A 17,488-nucleotide genomic window follows, 5' to 3' on the forward strand; every position below is an offset into this window, starting at 1 on the left:
CGTTTTCTTTTCGAAAGACTTTTCCACGGGTACTGCTTAAAGGTCGATGCTCTTGACTGCTACCACTATTGTCTCTGCGCCGTTGCTCACCCTTGTAATCTGGATAGAAAAGGCAGGTGGTCTGTAGATCTCTTCTTGGCCGGTTGAAAATGAACTGTACTGCTTGTAGACCGGTGTCATGTCGAGCAGCATTACTCTCGATATAGACTCCGAATCCCAGCGGCGGAGTGTATCCTTGAGCTGTTCCGGAGCAATCGTGCGGTTGTCGGTTACGAGGCGAGTTTCAGTTCCCTCAATTTCGCTGACGACAACTCTTTCTATAGATTCCAGTCCCAGTTCCTCTATTTTCTCAATGAGACCGCTGATGGTCATTTCCGATTTGTTTGAAGATCGTTTTTTCTCGCCTGTGAGAACCATGTTTTCAACTCCTTTTGGGGGTTTATGGTTTAGCTTCAGTAATATTATAGGAAGAAATGTCCGGGAGAATTCGGGAATTCTGTGGGATATAATGGGATTTGTAGATCTGAGCTTTGCCGGCCTAGGAGTAACATTGTTTCGGCCTTACCGTTGCTCCGACTTTCTTAAGGAGGTGTTTTATGAAAGTAATTCTTGTCGCTGTTTTGGTTCTCTTTGCTTCCATTTTGATTGCAGAACCTCTCGGCATAGCGTTTGTCTATGTAGGTTCAGTAGACGACGGAGGCTGGACACAGAAACATGATGAGGGTCGGCAGTATATTGAGAAGGTATTTGGCGATCGGATAGAGACTTCATTCATTGAGAACGTAACCGAAGGCGAACAGGATCTTGAAGTGCTAAGAGGTTTCGCAGAGAGAGAATTCAAGCTTGTTTTCAGCACTAGCTTCGGTTTCATGGACGATGTTGTAGAAGTTGCGAAGAACTTTCCCGGCACGGTTTTCATGCACTGCTCTGGTTACAAGACGGCAGAGAACCTGGGGACTTATTTCGGGAGAATATACGAACCGGCCTACCTGACAGGGTTGATCGCCGGCGAGATGACAAAGAGCGACTTGATAGGATATGTTGCCACTTTCAAGATTCCCGAAGTAATCAGGGGTATAAATGCGTTCGCAATAGGAGTTTCAAAGACTAATCCAAATGCGCAAATTCACGTTATTTGGACTGAGACCTGGTTCGATCCCTCTTTAGAAGAGGAGGCGGCCGATGCCCTCCTGGACCTTGGAGCCGATGTCATCGCCCAGAGCCAGGATTCACCGGCTGCCGTTCAGGCGGCCGGGCAGCGCGGCGTCTACGCTATTGGTTACAACACCGATATGAGCGCCTTCAGTCCAGACACTTTTCTTAGTTCCCCTGTGTGGAATTGGGGCATCTTCTATGAAAGAGTGATAAATGAGTTGATGGACGACAAATGGATCAGCAATCAGTACTGGGGTGGAATCGGTGATGGGGTTGTCGACATAGTAATGAGCGACCTCGTTCCGGAGGCTCTGATGGACCTAGTGAAAAATGAAAGAAAGAGGATAATCGAGAGTGATTACCACCCGTTTGAGGGTCCTTTGATCGATCAAGAAGGAAACACGAGATATTCAAAGGGTGAGACGCCTACAGATGAAGAACTGTTAGCAATGGATTGGTTTGTCAACAATATCGTCGGCAGCCCAAAGTGAGGCTTATTATTGCAGTATGATGGAGCATTCCTGCTACTCTGGTAAGAGATAAGAGCAGTTATCCGTTAACGGTCCGCCGTCTGAAGATCCGCTGGTCACTCTTGCCAGGAGACGATGATCGCTTTGAAGAGCAAGGACAAGAAGAACATGATCCCGTGCAAGGGCCCTTAACAGTAGCCCCAAACAGAGACATTTCGCTCAGCCTTACGGGATGATGAAGTAAGGAGTTTGCACGAGTGACTTGGGATGACAGTCTTCTCTCGCATCGCGTCATTCTGAGATGATTCTGCTCAGAATCCCGCTCTTCTCGTGAGCGAACACTCGATAATGCTCTTTCTCGCTTGATGTTATTCAAGGACTGGTCCATGATCCGGGAAGGGCAACGAAGGACGGCACTTCAGAGCTAGATGCTGAAACAAGTTCAGCATGACGGGATGTGACGTTTTTTTCAGGCTTAGGGCTTGCAACTTGCATCTTGGCACTTGCAACTGATCTTGCTCTTGTCGGAGAACGGTAAACCGAGAACGGATAACCGGTTCTTATTCAGCTTGCAACTTTATCCAACGACGGAGTGAAGGAAGAGCCTATTTGTGTTTTCTTAATGGTATCCGTATTTCGAATGTGCTTCCTCCGTCGACATGGTTTCTGACTGTGATTTCGCCTCCTAGAGAACCGATAATTTCCCTTGCGATTGAAAGACCCAGACCACTTCCTGGGCCGTTATGAGATTCATCGGTCTTATAGAATCGTTCGAAGACTCTTTCCTTTTCAGAGTCGGCTACGCCTGAACCGAGATCGCTTATCTGAATGAGGGCAAATCCTTCACTCTCGAAGGCCTTTATGGTGACATCGCTGTTTTCTTCAGTGAATTTGATTGCGTTTTCTAGAATTGCCGCGACCGCAACTTTGAGATTGTCTGAGGAAGTTTTCAGAACAACATCATCGCGGGATTCAACGAGAATGCGAACTCCCCTTGACTCTGCAAGAGGTCGATGATACTCTTTCAGTTCAGCGAGGAAAACTCCTAGCTCCACATCTTCAGGGGCAATCTCTAACTTCTTTTCGTTCTGCACTCTCGCGAGAAGGAGCAGCTTGTTCACAACGTTCTGCATACTTCTGGTCGCCCCATCAATCATATCGATCTTTTCCATCGATTCTTTCTCCAGTTTTCTCTCCTTGAGCATATCTACACCCAATCTGAGAATTGTGAGTGGTGTTTTCAGCTCATGAGAGGCATCGGCGGTAAAGCGCTGGAGTCTTTCATAACTCTCTTTCAAAGGAGTCAAAACATATCTTGCGAGAGTCATACCGGCTACCCAGGAGATTACGGCAACCATCAGGACAAGAAGAAGCAGCGAAAACAGAAGGCTCTTCAGCCCATCACTGAGTCCCTCAGTTGATTTTCCGACTCTAAGGAAGAAGACGGGCTGCCCTGCAATCCCTCTTATCTCTCTGGTCAGAACGGTGTACTCGTGCTCGGATTCTCCATAGTCGATTGCCTTCACTCTCGAGGTGCCCTCTGCAATCGGTATGTCACTGATTATTGCTCCTCCAAGCTGCAGGAGGATTTCGCCAGAGGGAGTTACAAACTCAAGAATTTCGTCTTCTGAGGTGAAGATGTCGAGATTCCCGGGATAGTTTCTGATCATCCGCTCGACTCCTACTGCAGGAGGCCTACCTATTCTAGACTCGATTCTGTCGGCAATTCTGTTCAGTTCGATTATTTCGGCTCTTCCTTCAAGTCTTAGGGCAAGCACAAAGATAAGAAGGCTGAGAACGGAGACGAGAGTAACGACGACCAGCGTGAAGAACAGTGTCCATCTCCTCTTTGCCTTCTTGAAAGAAAGCTCTTCACCTGTCACTGATCTCATATCCCATACCTCTGACTGTCTTTATCAGCTTTTTCTTGTGACCACCGTCAATCTTCTTGCGGAGGTTCTTGATATGGCTTCTTATGACATCTGACCATAGTTCGTCGTCTTCGTTCCAAAGATGCTCTTCCAGCTCGCTTTTCGGGACTACCCTGCCGCTGTTAAGCATGAGGTATTCAAGAATCTGGTACTCCTTCTTTCGGAGCGCTATTCTTTCATTTCCCCTTATCACCGTTTTGAGCGACATATCCAGAGCGAGGTCTCCAACCTTCAGAATACTTGAAGGAGTTCCGACCGGCTGGCTCCTTCTTAGCAACGACTGAATTCTTACAACTAGTTCGCGGATGTCGAAAGGTTTGGATAGGTAGTCGTCGGCTCCCAGATAGAAACCCTTTACTTTGTCCTCTATGCCGTCCAAGGCGGTCAACATGAGCACAGGTATCTTGCTCCCAGAACTCCTGATCCCTTCCAGCACCTGCCATCCGTTCAGTTTTGGAAGCAGAATATCGAGAACAATGACATCAAACGGACCGCTGGTAGCCATGTAAAGTCCTTCTTCACCGTCCGCAGCGGTCTCGACAACAAAACCCTCTCTCTCCAGGAACTCCTTGAGGAGTCTTCCCAGGTCACGCTCGTCTTCTACAATCAGAACCTTCATGTGTTTTCCCCCACGAAGAAATAATAACAGCAATAGTGTGAAATATTCGAGAAAGCGATTACAGTTTTTCGTTCAAATCTCTTGAAGAATAGGCTATAATAAGTTGTGAAAGAAGTCACAAATGGAGGGAATGCGGGTGATTATAAGAGTATGCATGGGAAGCGCCTGTCTTATGAAGGGTTCTCCCGAAGTCTCCAAGAGACTGGTAGAGTTAGTGACCGAACACGGTTTGAGTAGATTCACAACAATCAAGGGTTCTCACTGCATGGGGCCTTGTTCTGATGGAGTAGTTGTCGATATCGATGAGAAGAGGTTCACGAATATATCAGTGCATAATATAGATGATTTCTTCAAGAAGGAGATACTTCAGCGGGAATAGACGTCATTAAGATTTGCAACGGCAAGAAAGGATATGTCTAAATGTCTTTGAGTGCGGGGAATCTTTCCCGCCAGTCTCTTAGAATACTCAGTCTCTCATAGTCCAGTTCCCAAAGAAGCAATCCCTTCTCGGCTTCAAAAGGTACCTCGTTACCGTCTTGATCGAAGAGGACGGAAAAGGCTTCGTCGTATTCGATGCCGTTGCCGTCGACCCCCGTTCTATTTAGCCCCAGAACAAATGACTGATTCTCGATTGCCCTTGCCTTAAGAAGAGCCTGCCAGTGATTTGCCCGTTTTTCCGGCCAGTTGGCAATCACTATCATGACCTCTGCAGGCAAGTTAGCCCTGAAGAGCTCAGGAAAACGAAGGTCATAGCAGATATTCAGAGAGAACTGTATCTCTTTCATCGCGAAAGAGAGATTGGAATCACCGGGGGTGTAAACTGTATTCTCTCCTCCGTATGAAAAAAGCTTTCTCTTTCGATATATCAAAGGTTCCGAGCCCGAAGCGAGAAAAGCGGCGCAATTGTAGAATTTCGATTCTCTTTTGTCTATGAAACCGTAGACAGCCGGAATACCCCAGTAATCTACCTGCTTCTTGAAGAAATCACACGCATCTTTCACATAGGCTCTCTCTGCGTTACGAGTGAACCCGCTCAAGGTAGTTTCAGGAAAGACAATCAGCTCGACCCCGGCCGCCGAGGCCCCTGCGAAAAGTCTTTCGATTATCTTCATGTTGATCTCCGGAGACTCCCAGACGATGTTGAGAGGAACGCCGCCTATTCTCATCTATTCTCCTCCAGTGCAAGATCTATTATCCTCGAAAGGACTCTAGCCGAGACTTCCGCCTCTACTGCAGGTCTGTCTTCTCCCGGACCTATCTGTTCGGGAATGCAAGGTATATGTACAAATCCGGAGGGTATGTTTATGCCTTTCTTCGTCAGAAAATCCATACACCTGTAAAAGAGATAGTTGCAGACAAATGCGCCTGCCGAGAAAGATTTTTCGACGGGAAGGCCCTCAGCCTTCAGCTTCGAGACAATACGGTCGACCGGAAGCTTCGAGAAATATGCGTCGGGAGAATCAGATATAATCTTCTCCCCGATCGCAATAAATCCGTTGTTGTCTGGAGTCGCCGATTCCTTCCAGTTGATCGCAACCTTCTCCGGAGTGATGAGAGATCTCCCGGCCGCCTGGCCGACCATAATCAATGCCTCCGGGACGCCGACCAATAAACGCTGCCTCAGTCGAGAAAAGGCGTCGCCGAAGATCGTTGGAAGGCTCATGAGCTCAATGCCTTCCCTGATTTCCGCTAGAAGCTCCACGACTATCTGCGAAGCGTTCATTTTACTTCCTCCGAAAGGATCGAAGTGGGTCACTAGTATCATCTCTTACACCTCTCATTCAGTATAATTCTAGCATCACATGGAAGTCGAGAAGGAAAAGCCGCCATTCTGGTAGAATGATTCTGAAAGGGGTGATCTAGTTGAAGAAGCTGAAGCTTGAGGATCTTTACAAATACTCCACTGTGGGCGATCTTCACATCTTTCCCGACGGGGAAAACTTTGTCTTTGTAAGAAAGACGATAGACAAGAAGGAGAACCGGTACGAAAGCAACATCTGGTCGGGCAACATGAAAAATGGGAAAATCCGTCAGCTGACCCGGGGCGGGAAGGACGGTTCCCCCGCCGTCAGTCCAGACGGCAAGAGCATTCTCTTTGTCTCGAGAAGAGACAAGGACGCGAAAGGATCCGGGCTTTATCTTCTGCCCCTTGAGGGCGGGGAAAGCAGACTGGTGAAGACTCTCAAAGGAGGATTCTCCTCTGTTTCGTGGATCGATTCGGAGACGATTCTCTTCATAACGAAGCATGCGCCCGGGGAAGATCCCGAGAAGATGGAAGAAGACGATCCGCCAGAGAAGAAGGTTTACGAGATAGACAAAATACCATTTGTCTCTAACGGAGTTGGATTCACGGAGAACAGAGTAGGCCGTCTGTATAAGATGAAACTCGAAAACGGAAAGATGGAACCGGTTGAAGCCATTGGAGGCGATATCGAAAACATTGTTGTATCTCCCGAGAGAAAGAGAGTCGCGGTGATGACGACCGAAGATATGGAGAAGAGGCCGGTATGGAGCAGTCTCTACATCCTCGATTTGCAGAACGGAATGGCGAAGAGAATCGGAGACGACACTCTCTCTTTCTATCACTGCCAGTGGTCAGGCGAACGCGAGCTATTCGCTGTCGCAACCGACTTTGAAAAAGGCTTCCCGACCAATCCCTTCATTGTCCATGTAGATCTGGAATCTCTTACGCTTAATATAGTTGCCAGAGAGTTGGACCTGTACTTTGGCAACAGCCTGAACAGCGATGTGAGGGGTGTGTCGCCGAACACTTCCATGAAGGTTTTGGAAGGCAAGCTGTTTTCACTGGTAACTGCGGGATCGCAAATAAAGCTGATTTCTATGGATAAAGAGGGAAAGGTAGAGGAAATCGCTGTCTCTTTGGGGAGCATTGACTGCTTCGATATCACAGGCGAAGTGCTTCTCCTTTCTGAGATGACGACGATCGAGCCGCTTGAGATCTACTCTTTTGTCAAAGGCAAGAGGAAGAAGCTCACAAACTTCAACTCATGGATGAAAGGTCTTAAGCTGTCGAAACCTGAAAGCTTCGAAGTGGAGGCCTCCGACGGGCAGAAGATCGAAGGCTGGATAATGAAGCCCGTAGACTTCGAGGAAGGCAAGAAGTACCCGGCAGTCGTAGAGATCCACGGAGGTCCTAAGACGGCATACGGCGGCGGATATGTACATGAATTCCAGACTCTAGCCTCTGAAGGGTACGCAGTTATTTACTGCAACCCGAGGGGAAGTGCCGGTTACGGAACCGACTTCGCCGACATAAGGGGTCACTACGGGGAAAGGGATTTCGAAGACATAATGGAGATCGTCGAGTATGTCATAAACGAATATGATTTCGTTGACGAGGATAGGCTTGGAGTCACCGGAGGTTCTTACGGCGGCTTTATGACAAACTGGATTGTAGGACATACGGACGCCTTCAAGGCTGCCGTCTCTCAGAGGTCTATCTCGAGCTGGATTTCCTTCTTCGGCACCACAGATATTGGATACTTCTTTGCAAGCGACCAGACCGGCAGCGATTTCTTCGACAACCTCGAGGGTTATCTCAGACAGTCTCCTCTGATGTCGGCGCCCAACGTCGTCACTCCGATTCTTTTCATTCACTCCCTTGAAGACTACAGATGCTGGGTCCCCGAAGCGATGCAGTTCTTCACGGCGTTAAGGTATCTCGGAAAAGAGGCCAAAATGGTGCTCTTCCCGAAGGAGAACCACGAGCTTTCCAGAGGAGGCCTTCCCGTACACAGGGAAAAGCGTTTGAGGGCAATACTGGAATGGTTCGATTCCCACCTGAAGATATGAGTCGTTGATGGAAAACAAAAAGGCAGGAAACATACATGTAAGGTTCGCCACAATCGATGACAACGAAAGGCTCCTCAAGATAGAGCAAGAATCGGCTCAGGAGGGGAATATCTGGCTCGTCGCTTTCAGAGAAGACTTCTTTGGAAGACTGAAGTACTTTGAAGAGGGCTTTATTATGATTGCCGAAGACGCATACGACATTATCGGATGCATCGGTGTTGGAATCGACAGATTGATAGTCAATGGGGAAATCAAGAAAGCAATATATCTCTTCGGACTGCGCACCAATCCGAAATACAGGCTCAAGGTCGCCCGCTGGCTTAGATCGATCATCCAGGAACTGCAGAATCTCCTTGGCCCCACGGATTTCGATTTCGGATATGCGTCGGTCAAGGCCGACAACGTTGCCTCGAAGAAGATCTTGGAACACATGGGGTTCTCGACTACGGCTACACTGGACTTCTACGCCTGTCCGGTGAGGAAGACCTCCCGGGAGAAGTCGGTTTTTGTGGAAAGGGAGGTAGACCTCGAAACAATATTGGACCTGTACAGACCTCTCGAGAAGGATCGTGACTTCCTCCTTCAGGGTACGAAGGCCTTCGAGTCTATGGTTGCAGAGAGAAGATTGAGGTTGTTCAAGACGGAAGGGGCGTCCGCCCTGGTTCTCGACACGAGCGGCGAGCAGGATTTCGGAATTACGCGACTTTCAAAGGGATTGAGGGCATTCCAGCTTCTGGCCCAGAGAACTCTTTCGCCACTGGTAAGGATTCCGAGGATGAATGAGCGGTTGAGATCCTGGGACGTTCTTCTCTTTGACTGGGGCGATATTCGAAGCGCCAGAAGGACCGTAAGAAAGATTCACAGATGCGCCTGGGAAGAGGGTATAACGCTGATCAACTTTTCGAGGGACAGAAGCCTTGGGAGCATGAAGGATGCGTTGGGTCTACTCAGTTTCAGGATTCCCTTTGAGATAATGATCTATGAGAAGAACGGCATAAACAGAGGAAGCAGACCTATAATCAGAACTCCGACGATATAGCTGTAAAATCCTGTTTCGTGATGAACTGAAGGCTTCACAAATTAAATGCCGGGTCGAAAAAGTCAGACCCGGTATTAATGTCTATGGATGCGGCGCCTTCACTACCAGAACGCGCATCGGCTCCTCTCCGGTATTGATTATTCCGTGCGGGATCATTTTCGGACTGTCTATGATGTCGTCTTTCACAACTTCATGGCTTTCTCCACCGATAGTGATTATTCCCTTTCCGGCTAGAACTAGAATGAATACATCTACCGGAGTCTTGTGCTCGGCTAACTCTTTTCCCCTTTCAATATCTATAATGACTGCCTGTGCAGTCTCTTTGTCGTAGATAATCCGACCCTTGAGACCTGACTTGTCAAGCACGACTTTCCCTTTTTCTATTGAACTTTTCAACATCTCCATCACCTCGCTTTTGATCTAGTATTATCTTAGCCGAAATTTGGCTTCTGAGCGGTAACATATGTTACCCTCTTACAGTGCCTTGCTCAGGAATAAGGACAGCGCAAGTAATCCAAGAACGACCAGCCAGCCAATTATCGTCACCTTGACGGCTTTACCTGCCTTGTTCGCCTCCCACCATGAGCGCGGTCCTATCCCTTGAAGCCTAAACGTGATTATCGAGGCGAGGTTTATGCAGACTATGTTTACAAAGAAAAGGAGTATCGCCCCGGAAAAGCCGGCCACATTGCCGCTGCCCAGCAGCATTCCTGCAGTAGCCAACGGTGGCATCAGGGAAACGGCCACCATAACTCCGATAAGAGATGTCGAGACGCCGGAGGTAATTGAGAGAGCTGCGGCCGTCCCGGATGAAAAGGCGAGCACAATGTCACCCAGGTTGGCCACCGTGCGGCTGGTTATCTCGTGAGTAGTGTAATCTGGCCTGAACAGGAGCCCAAAGACAAGAGCGAAGGCAAAGCCCAGTCCGATGCGGATCAGATTCGTTCTCACGGATTTTGCAAGAAGTCCGAAATCTCCGAGCGTCGTTGCGAAAGACTGTGCGACATTTGGCCCGAGCATTGGAGCGATGACCATCGCCCCGATTATTATTGCCGGGCTGTTCCTAAGAAGCCCTATCGTTGCGACGATGGTCGAAAGAATAATCATTGTTATGTCAACTGCGTCGTTAGATATCATTTCAGAGATGTCGTGATACAGCTCTTCTCTGCTTATTCGCTTGAAGATTCCCTTCTCGGGCTTCTTCTCTTCTTCCTCGGCCTGTTCCTCTTCTTTCTCCTCTTCTTGAGTTCTTGGAAGCGAGGCTTCCACCTGAAAGAGTATCGCCCTGAAGGACTCATCCTGGGTGAAGCGCTGCTCGAGAGAGTCCAGGACCTTCTCGCTGTTTTCGGCAAGCGCCAGTATCTTCGTCTGCCAGAGCTTTTCCGATGTCTTAACCGTCCAGTGAGCGATTATCGATTTTTCTTCCAGCATTTCCTCAAGATCTTTTTCAGGGTCGGAGCCTGAAAATACTTCTATCAGTCTTTCGGCCATCTAATCACCATCCCGTTGAGAGACTGTGGCATAATTGTTGTGCTTGCTAAGAATATACTACACCTGCGACTAAGAAGAGAAGGCGTGGAATCAGGGAGGTCGGAGTGGTCTATCTTTTGCTGGCGATACTTTCCAGTTCCTCTATAGCAATGATTTTCAAGGTGACCGAGGGGAGATGTTACAACAGGCTTGCGGTTACGACGTTTAATTACCTGAGCGCGTTCTTCATAGCGCTGGTTATGGTAGCGGTTGAAAGACCGGCCGTAGGTCCCGGCGGAGGATCTCCTTCAGAAGTGATCGCGAAGGGAGAACGTCTTTTCAGTCTCACCAGTAGCGTAGTCTGGGGCCTGTCTTTGGGACTCGTTTCCGGCCTCTTCTTCTTTCTCTCCTTCATCTTCTATCAGAAGAGCGTCAGGGAAAGCGGGGCAAGCCTTTCCGGTGCTTTCGGAAAGCTGGGGATTCTAATCCCAATGCTTTTGTCGCTTCTGGTGTGGAAGGAATACCCTGAAGCTATCCAGTGGGTCGGGATATCTCTCGCGATATTCTCAATAATTCTTGTAAACAACCCATTCGGATCAACCAGAAGAAACTTCAAACCCGCTCTAATTATGTTGTTTATTACTGGAGGACTTGCCGAATTCATGAACAAGCTCTTCCAGAACTACACCGTGGGCGGTTACAAAAGCATCTTTCTCTTCAGCGTCTTTGCCAGCGCCTTCATAATAAGCGCGATCTTTCTCAAGAAGTCTGGAAAACCGGCAATGAAAAGAGAAGCTTTTGTAGGGCTGATTGTGGGACTACCTAATCTCTTCTCTTCCTTCTTTCTCATAATGGCTCTTGAAGAAATGAAGGGTTCGGTGGTTTTCCCCATATACAGTGCCGGAAGCGTTGTGATGATCAGTCTTGGAAGCCTGTTGCTATTCGGTGAAAAGCTCAAGAAGCTCGAGATGATTTCCCTGGGAATGGTGCTGGTCTCCCTGATTGTAATAAACATATGATGTCTCTTTGGATTAATACAACCACGAGGTAGTATTGAGACAATATCAGTCAATGGAGGTGCGTCCCATGTTACACAGAATTGGAAGAGACAAAGTAGTGTACGATATGTCGCCTGAACACAAGCCCGTTCTGGAGGTGAGCCCGGGTGATACGGTGATTGTGGAGACGGAGGATTGCTTCTGCCATAAGATCGTTTCAGAGTCTCAGACCGTTGGGGGAGACTTCGACTTTACTCATGTGAATCCTGCCACCGGGCCCATCGCAGTAAAGGGAGCGACGCCGGGTGACACGATAGTAGTCAGTATAGAGAACATAGAGCTGGACGATCAGGGAGTCGTCGAGACCTGCCCTGCCTGGGGACCGGTCAAAAATGTTTCAAAGAGCTGTGTTACCGAGATAGTGAAGATTCAGGGCAATTACGCGTCGTTTATGGGAGAGCGAATTGAGATAAAGCCGATGATAGGCGTTATCGGCAATTCACCTGCAGATAAGTCGATTCCCTGTACAACTCCGGGAAGGCACGGAGGAAATCTCGATACCCGGGATATAGTATCAGGGTCGAGAGTATATCTGCCGGTGTTCGTTAAGGGAGGGAATCTCTCGCTCGGAGACGTCCACGCAAGGATGGGAGACGGAGAAGTCGGAGGAAGCGGAATTGAGATAAGGGCTCTTGTAAGGCTTACCGTGGATATGGACAAAATGCCCGTAGAAAGCCCCACTGTTGAGAACGACGAAGCCTTTTATCTTCTGTTCAGCGCAAAGTCGCTGGAAGAAGCGAGCCACGGAGCGGTTAAGAGAGCAGTTGAGTTCATAGCCGACTGGAAGTCGATTCCCGAAGAGAAGGCCTACATGCTTGCGAGTATCGCCTGCGATCTGATGATTAGCCAGGTGGTGAATCCTCTGGTAACCGTAAGGGTGAGAGTCCCAAAAGTGATTCTCTAGTGATTACTCTGAACAGATTTGTGCTCTCTTTCAGAAAGCTTTTACCCTTTCTGGGAATCGCATTATTCAGTGTTTCGGTATTCGTTCTTGTCAGCGAGTTGAGACGATACACACTAAGCGACATCTTCGCAAAGGTCGGGGAAATTCCCGCTTCAAGGTTCGTTTTGGCGATCTTCCTGACCTTTCTTACTTATCTCAACCTCACCTTTTACGACCTGATCGCCTCCAGAAGAGCAGGCGCAAAATTGAAGCTCAGCTCGACGGCTCTTGCCTCGTTCGTTGGATACACTTTCAGCAAGAATATCGGTTTCACGTTTCTTTCGGGCACAAGCGTCCGCTTCAGGTTATATGGGAAGTGGGGCGTCTCAGGAGGGAAGATTCTCGCAATAATAATCCTCAACTATCTAACTTTTTGGCTTGGCTTCTTCGCTCTTTCAGGGATACTATTCATAGTATGGCCCCCGGTTCTTCAGAAGGCCGTAACGGTGCCCTTCGGATCGCTCAAGGTCATCGGAGTAGTCTGTGTCGGTTTGTATGTGCTTTACTTTCTTCTTGTGAGTCTCAGGCAGCGTCCGTTCAGAATCAAGGGTAGGAGCTTCACTCTTCCAGGAAGGTCTTTCACTCTAGTTCAGACCGGAATATCGGTTCTTGACTGGCTGCTATCTGCCGGCGTGCTCTTCATGCTTCTACCCGCTGGAACCGGTTATTTCGAGGTGCTTGGCGTCTTCCTCCTTTCACAGTTCGCCGGCCTTTCGAGTCAGGTACCGGGTGGCTTGGGAGTCTTCGAAGCACTCACGATTGTCATTCTCTCCCCCGCCTATCAGGCAGATGCTCTGATGGCCACGCTCATTCTCTACAGGATAGTTTTTTACATCGCTCCTTTCTTGATAGCCTTGGTTGTCTTCGGAGTGAATGAGTTTCTCTTTACAGGTTTTAAAAAAACGGAGTGAGTCAGTTGCCTGCTGCTCATTTCTCTCATAGCATTTCCAAAAGCTTCTCGACGAGCTTCTCGATGGTAGAGTTCTTCTCCAGAAGACTCTCTCCTTGTTCTATAAGCGGGGCCGTAACGACTCTGTTAGATCTGTCGATACAGACTTCTCCTTTTTCACAGGGGACGTGATTGATCGCAAGTCTTTCAACTACATTCACTCTCTCACTTGGATTTCCGGAAGCCGTGATTACTAGATTTTCGGCAATACCCTCCAGAGATCTTGCGATCAGAAAGACCCCTTCTCCGATCGCGCCCAGAGGCTTCTTCTTGATGAAACAGCCGGCAAGGAGTTTTTGTAGCCCGTTGTTCACTCTGAACTGATCTTCTTCGTCCACGAAGGTTGATAGATTCTTGAGTACACCATTTCCACCAGGAATGACAAGCAGGTCGAACTCATCTTCACTGATTGTTTCTATACTTTTCGCCGGGCGGTTCAGAATTCTGGCCGATTCTATGAGCTGATTCCTCTTCTGATCAAGTTCTGCCGACTTCCTCGTGTGATGATTGAATACCTCGTATTGATCCTTGTCAAGGGAAACACAGATGATCTCTGCTCCCGCTCTTTCCAGAGCAAGAAAGGTCAGTATCGCTTCACCGATTGCCGTTCCGTCTTCAGCTCCGCATCCGGATAGCACCACACCACTCTTCAAAACATCACCTCTCTTCCTATGCCTGCAAGAAACTTTGACCAGTTTCAGCTGGAAAAACTCAATGGATTCTAGCATCTTTGTCACCGGTTACAAAACGATACGTGCTTGCTACCATTCTATTGACATTGGAGTGGGAATGTAGGATATTGGTATCGAAATATGCTTTCAGAAATGGGGTGTTTCTATCAGAATAGGATTGATTCATTATAGGGCCGGTTTGATGGACGGCGTCTCTCTGGAAATGGAGAAGTGGAAGAAAGTACTGACCGGAATGGGACATGAGGTGGATATTGTCGCCGGGAATGCTGCCCCGGGAGTAGATGTAATTATTCCCGAGATCGAGTACAACGACGAGGCAAATGAGAAGCTGAATTTGAAGCTCTACGGCCATGAACCGGCTACCGAAAGGGAGATTCATGAGGAGCTTTCAATACGGACCTCCCAGATTCTCGGCAGTTTCAGATACGCTCTTTCTGGATACGATCTTGTGATTCCAAACAATATCTGGTCTCTCGGGTGGTCAATACCTTCGGGGTTGGCTTTGCACGACTTTGCTGAGGAGAGCGGAAAGTCCTTCATCTCCCACAATCACGATTTCTGGTGGGACCGCCCATACTACAGAAGCCCATACGGAAGTGTCATGGAATTACTGAATAACAACTTCCCGCCGGATCTTGAGAACGTGAGGAACTTGGCAATAAACTCGATCTCCGCTTCAGACCTATTGGCAAGGAGAGGCATTCGGGCCACGGTCGTGCCGAATGTTATGGACTTTCGCTGTATGAGCTGGGTGTCGGAAGAGAACAATCGGAAATTTAGAAGCGCAGCCGGGATAGACGATGGAGACATCGTATTTCTGCAGGCGACAAGGATAACAGAGAGGAAGGCGGTTGAGACAGCAATAAGGCTCACGGCCGAGTTTAGAAAGATTGCAAAGGGTTTTGCCGGAAAGAAGTTGTACAGCAATAAGGTTTTCACAGGGAGGACGGTTCTTGTCTTGACCGGGTTGACGGAGAAACAGTCTTTGAATTACAGAAATAAGCTGGATAGTCTCGCTTCAAGGTTGGGTGTTGAAGTAATCGATATCTCTTCTCTGACATCATCGATTCAGCAGTCATTCTTCGAATCGTATAGTATCGCAGATATCGTGGTATATCCAACCGTTTATGAAGGCTGGGGTAATCAGCTTTTAGAAGCCCTTTTCGCCAGAAAACCGATTGCCCTCTTTAGATACAGTGTCTTCAAGAGCGATATTCAGGACAGTGGAATCTCCTTTGTGGATCTAGGCGATCAGTACAGCTATGTAGAAGGACTGGTTGAAGTTCCAGAACTCAATCTAAAGAGAGCGAGCGAGGATACGCTCGGACTTCTCTTCGATCCGGTGAGATACAGGGAAGTAACAGAAAGCAATTTCGAGCTAGGAAGCCGGAAATTCAGCTTTGAAACACTGAGCGCGATTATTCGAGAACTTGTAGAGGAGCCACTCTGATCCAAGAGCCGGGTCTCTGATCAAACACGGAACTATTACTCACCGAAACAGGCGACTTTCTCGAGTTTGTATTCTGTCTTGCCAAGGCCGATCTTCTCGGCGTGTTCAAGTTGATAACGCCATGTGATACCGGGATGGGCCCTTTCGAAAGGATCGTATCCCAGCCTTGCTACTACAAGATCTATGCATGCCTTGTCCAGTGCAACGGGATCTCTACTGGCGACTATTCCAATATCATCAACCACCGGGGGCCTGTTTATGTGCCAGCAATCGCAATCGGGTGATACATTGTTGATGAAGGAGATGTAAAGGGCCTTCTTACCCTTCGTAGCGGCGAGAGCGTATTCGGCGATCTTCTTGCTCAGCGATTCGGGGGTTCCTCCAGGTCCAGCCGTCATCGCACCGTAGTTGCACATAGCGATGCATTGACCGCAGCCAATGCAGAGCTCATAGTCTATTCTTGCGACTCTCTCAACGGTTATTGCTCCTGTTGGGCAGTTCCTTTCGCACATTCTGCAGGCCACACATCTTGACTCTCTAACAACGGGCTTAGATTCGGAGTGCTGTTCCATCTTTCCCGCTCTTGAGGCTGCTCCCATTCCGATATTCTTAAGAGCTCCCCCAAATCCCGTCTGTTCATGTCCTTTGAAATGACTTGCGACTACCAGGGAGTCAGCCAGAGCGATTGCCGATGCTATTTTCGCCTTCTTTATGTACTCGCCGTCAATCTCCACTTCAATCTCGTCTGAACCTCTCAAGCCATCTGCAATTACAACTGGAGCACCCACAGATTCCATCGTGAAGCCGTTCAGTGAAGCGGTTTTCATATGGTCTACAGCATTGGATCTGCTGCCCTTATAAAGAGTGTTGGCATCTGTCAAGAAAGGCACGGCTCCCAGTTCCTTGATCCGATCCGTTATAACCTTCAGAAAGTTTGGACGGATGTATGCGAGATTTCCGTACTCTCCAAAGTGGAGCTTAACGGCAACCAGCCTGTTCTTTTCCACCACTTCTTCAAGTTTCGCTCTCTTTAGAAGAGCCTCAACCTTTTTCAGGAGCCCCATCTGCGGAGTAGTATCGATATCCGTGAAATAGACTGTGCTCATATATCTCTCCTCCCTTATAGGAAAAACCTCTGTGGAAGCCCAAAACTTCGGGTCGGGTCCATGATCCCCTTCACTTTCCCCTATCCCGGGCTAACTATCCGACTAATCAATATAACATGACTGAAGCTACTCAAAGCAAAAACGATGCATCAAAAGAGGAGTTTGCAACTGAACTCAGGGAGGTGAAGAAGACCACCTCTGATTCTTCCGGAAATATCCAACCTGCATCTCCCTCCATATTAACTCTCTAGAATAAACGTTGATCCAAAGCTCCGCGAACCCTGGAAGGCTCGCTCTTATTTCCAACACGTTGAAAGCCGATCGCTATCAAGGACGAAATGTTTCAACCTACATTCTCAATGGTATCATATCAATAATCGACCGCCTCTTTGGGGGGCTGGAGAAGCTGAAAAGACTACAGGCCGGGAAGCAGCCATTCATAACCCGAATCTTTTTGAAAGCATCGGAAAGACTGATGCCTTACAGCATAATCTTTCCATAGTTGGCAATTCTTGCGTTTCTTGCTATCACAGTTCTTTTCGGATTGACGGTTACTTCATTGAGATTTGAAACAAATATCGACAATCTTGCCTCGGACTCCGAGGGAGTCATAAGAAAGAATGAACTGGCCGCCAGAGAGTTCTCTGTCTGGGAGCCGCTGTACCTTGCGCTTCTAAGAAACATGGATGATCCCGCCTCATGGCAGAAACTCTCCGAGACAATCTCGACCATAAGACAAATTCCAAATGTTTCGAGGGCTCTGAGCCCTCTTGATACTACCTATATCACTCTT

General features: G+C 48.3%; 18 protein-coding genes. 8 read left to right on the forward strand and 10 right to left on the reverse strand.

The genetic code is table 11. The features are described from left to right. Positions 1 to 36: 36 nt before the first annotated feature. On the reverse strand, positions 37 to 417 hold the full coding sequence (locus tag RJ60_RS00285) for a hypothetical protein (protein ID WP_099830270.1): 381 nt from the start codon (positions 415 to 417) through the stop codon (positions 37 to 39). Positions 418 to 596: 179 nt separating this feature from the next. Between RJ60_RS00285 and RJ60_RS00290 the strand changes: the two genes are divergently transcribed. Further along, a complete protein-coding gene (locus RJ60_RS00290; RefSeq protein WP_099830271.1) occupies positions 597 to 1,646 on the forward strand; it encodes a BMP family ABC transporter substrate-binding protein in 1,050 nt (349 codons plus the stop codon). A gap of 584 nt (positions 1,647 to 2,230) precedes the next feature. Here the strand turns inward: RJ60_RS00290 and RJ60_RS00295 are convergent. Beyond that, positions 2,231 to 3,517, reverse strand: coding sequence for a HAMP domain-containing sensor histidine kinase (locus tag RJ60_RS00295; RefSeq protein ID WP_099830272.1), 1,287 nt, complete (start codon positions 3,515 to 3,517; stop codon positions 2,231 to 2,233). After that, positions 3,498 to 4,175: a response regulator transcription factor gene (locus RJ60_RS00300; RefSeq protein ID WP_099830273.1), complete on the reverse strand. Its 678-nt coding sequence runs from the start codon at positions 4,173 to 4,175 to the stop codon at positions 3,498 to 3,500. Before RJ60_RS00300 ends, RJ60_RS00295 begins: the two co-directional genes overlap by 20 nt. 136 nt (positions 4,176 to 4,311) lie before the next feature. Between RJ60_RS00300 and RJ60_RS00305 the strand changes: the two genes are divergently transcribed. After that, a complete protein-coding gene (locus tag RJ60_RS00305; protein ID WP_099830274.1) occupies positions 4,312 to 4,554 on the forward strand; it encodes a (2Fe-2S) ferredoxin domain-containing protein in 243 nt (80 codons plus the stop codon). Positions 4,555 to 4,591: 37 nt separating this feature from the next. On the opposite strand, the gene RJ60_RS00310 is transcribed toward RJ60_RS00305, so the two are convergent. Next, on the reverse strand, positions 4,592 to 5,341 hold the full coding sequence (locus tag RJ60_RS00310) for a nitrilase-related carbon-nitrogen hydrolase (RefSeq protein WP_099830275.1): 750 nt from the start codon (positions 5,339 to 5,341) through the stop codon (positions 4,592 to 4,594). After that, positions 5,338 to 5,940 (reverse strand): pyroglutamyl-peptidase I, encoded by a 603-nt coding sequence (locus tag RJ60_RS00315; RefSeq protein WP_099830276.1) that lies wholly within the window; start codon positions 5,938 to 5,940, stop codon positions 5,338 to 5,340. The genes RJ60_RS00310 and RJ60_RS00315 overlap by 4 nt, the downstream gene beginning before the upstream one ends. Before the next feature lie 98 nt (positions 5,941 to 6,038). Here RJ60_RS00315 and RJ60_RS00320 point away from each other — a divergent pair, with 98 nt between their 5' ends. Continuing rightward, positions 6,039 to 7,988 carry a S9 family peptidase gene (locus RJ60_RS00320; RefSeq protein WP_099830277.1) on the forward strand — a complete coding sequence of 650 codons (1,950 nt, stop codon included), beginning with the start codon at positions 6,039 to 6,041 and terminating at the stop codon, positions 7,986 to 7,988. A gap of 7 nt (positions 7,989 to 7,995) precedes the next feature. Then, a complete protein-coding gene (locus RJ60_RS00325; protein ID WP_099830284.1) occupies positions 7,996 to 9,027 on the forward strand; it encodes a GNAT family N-acetyltransferase in 1,032 nt (343 codons plus the stop codon). A gap of 81 nt (positions 9,028 to 9,108) precedes the next feature. Here RJ60_RS00325 and RJ60_RS00330 read toward each other — a convergent pair whose 3' ends face one another. Together RJ60_RS00330 and RJ60_RS00335 are read right to left on the reverse strand one after the other, a co-directional pair. Then, positions 9,109 to 9,426: a cupin domain-containing protein gene (locus tag RJ60_RS00330; protein WP_243392369.1), complete on the reverse strand. Its 318-nt coding sequence runs from the start codon at positions 9,424 to 9,426 to the stop codon at positions 9,109 to 9,111. Between the two features lie 75 nt (positions 9,427 to 9,501). After that, positions 9,502 to 10,518 (reverse strand): TIGR00341 family protein, encoded by a 1,017-nt coding sequence (locus tag RJ60_RS00335; protein ID WP_099830279.1) that lies wholly within the window; start codon positions 10,516 to 10,518, stop codon positions 9,502 to 9,504. Between the two features lie 104 nt (positions 10,519 to 10,622). Between RJ60_RS00335 and RJ60_RS00340 the strand changes: the two genes are divergently transcribed. The 3 genes from RJ60_RS00340 to RJ60_RS00350 all read left to right on the forward strand — a co-directional run bounded on the left by RJ60_RS00340 (position 10,623) and on the right by RJ60_RS00350 (position 13,409). Then, a complete protein-coding gene (locus tag RJ60_RS00340; RefSeq protein ID WP_099830280.1) occupies positions 10,623 to 11,516 on the forward strand; it encodes an SMR family transporter in 894 nt (297 codons plus the stop codon). 67 nt (positions 11,517 to 11,583) lie between these two features. After that, entirely contained in the window at positions 11,584 to 12,459 is an 876-nt protein-coding gene (locus RJ60_RS00345) for an acetamidase/formamidase family protein (protein WP_099830281.1), read from the forward strand. Further along, positions 12,459 to 13,409 carry a lysylphosphatidylglycerol synthase domain-containing protein gene (locus RJ60_RS00350; protein WP_103133761.1) on the forward strand — a complete coding sequence of 317 codons (951 nt, stop codon included), beginning with the start codon at positions 12,459 to 12,461 and terminating at the stop codon, positions 13,407 to 13,409. The genes RJ60_RS00345 and RJ60_RS00350 overlap by 1 nt, the downstream gene beginning before the upstream one ends. A 25-nt stretch (positions 13,410 to 13,434) precedes the next feature. On the opposite strand, the gene elbB is transcribed toward RJ60_RS00350, so the two are convergent. After that, on the reverse strand, positions 13,435 to 14,100 hold the full coding sequence (gene elbB / locus RJ60_RS00355) for an isoprenoid biosynthesis glyoxalase ElbB (protein ID WP_103133762.1): 666 nt from the start codon (positions 14,098 to 14,100) through the stop codon (positions 13,435 to 13,437). A gap of 196 nt (positions 14,101 to 14,296) precedes the next feature. Here elbB and RJ60_RS00360 point away from each other — a divergent pair, with 196 nt between their 5' ends. Then, positions 14,297 to 15,589: a glycosyltransferase family 4 protein gene (locus RJ60_RS00360; RefSeq protein ID WP_258006135.1), complete on the forward strand. Its 1,293-nt coding sequence runs from the start codon at positions 14,297 to 14,299 to the stop codon at positions 15,587 to 15,589. Positions 15,590 to 15,624: 35 nt separating this feature from the next. Here RJ60_RS00360 and RJ60_RS00365 read toward each other — a convergent pair whose 3' ends face one another. Together RJ60_RS00365 and RJ60_RS15360 are read right to left on the reverse strand one after the other, a co-directional pair. Continuing rightward, on the reverse strand, positions 15,625 to 16,695 hold the full coding sequence (locus RJ60_RS00365; protein WP_099831014.1) for a DUF362 domain-containing protein: 1,071 nt from the start codon (positions 16,693 to 16,695) through the stop codon (positions 15,625 to 15,627). Between the two features lie 480 nt (positions 16,696 to 17,175). Then, positions 17,176 to 17,379 (reverse strand): hypothetical protein, encoded by a 204-nt coding sequence (locus RJ60_RS15360; RefSeq protein ID WP_133117348.1) that lies wholly within the window; start codon positions 17,377 to 17,379, stop codon positions 17,176 to 17,178. Positions 17,380 to 17,488: the final 109 nt, after the last annotated feature.

Source organism: Mesotoga sp. B105.6.4 (assembly GCF_002896535.1).
Taxonomy (GTDB): Bacteria; Thermotogota; Thermotogae; order Petrotogales; family Kosmotogaceae; genus Mesotoga.